The 694-nt window shown below is 34.6% G+C and carries 2 pseudogenes; both read left to right on the forward strand.

Annotated elements, in window-relative coordinates:
- Nucleotides 1-368 precede the first annotated feature (368 nt).
- Nucleotides 369-602, forward strand: a pseudogene (locus ACFINZ_RS10950) (phage tail protein); the annotation flags it as partial.
- Nucleotides 599-694: pseudogene (locus tag ACFINZ_RS10955) on the forward strand (phage tail protein); the annotation flags it as partial. The pseudogenes ACFINZ_RS10950 and ACFINZ_RS10955, both read left to right, overlap by 4 nt.

Below are 694 nucleotides of genomic sequence, written 5' to 3' on the forward strand. Positions count from 1 at the left end.
TATACTGTGTAATATAAATATTAATTATTATTGCAACAGAGTAAGCTCTTTCTGCCTTTTGAGTTAGAAATCTCTTGTTTTTTGGAGGTAACAATGGAGAGAGAGAAAGTTTTAGATGACCTTGGAGATAAGCATTTGAAAATTTTATTCTAACATTTTTAAAATATAAATAAGAACAACATTCTAAAAAAATAAATGATTTTCTTTGAGAAAACAATATATTAGCTTAAGTAATTTTCGTCACACAAAAACAAAGATTTGTTGCTAAGTGGGTATGCAATGAGAGGAAAATAATTTTCTACTCTCTTTATTTCAATCTACTCTTATGATGAAGGATATTTAGGTCCACTAAATTCAGTTGTGTTTGGGGAGGACGCATTTGGTTTGACCGTGATTTGAATTCCAACGGTAATTTACAACTGGGCAAGTTGCGGGTGGAATTTGATGCAGAAGAAGTGCTCCCTCTAGAAGACTTAAGCTTTGGCAGCCGGCGCAATGGAGCTTACTTTAATCGGCTGGTGCAAGATATCTAAAAGAAAATGACGCATACTTTTGGCGATACGCTTGAGGGTTATCGCAAAGCAACAAGGAGTGATGTATGACTTTAAGAATTGTTCGTGGTTTTACCCTGATTGTTGATGATGATGTCAATCTCCATCTTGATCTTGAAACCCTCAAATTGCCTACGTTAGAA

Source organism: Bartonella sp. AA81SXKL (genome assembly GCF_042196945.1).
GTDB lineage: Bacteria > Pseudomonadota > Alphaproteobacteria > Rhizobiales > Rhizobiaceae > Bartonella.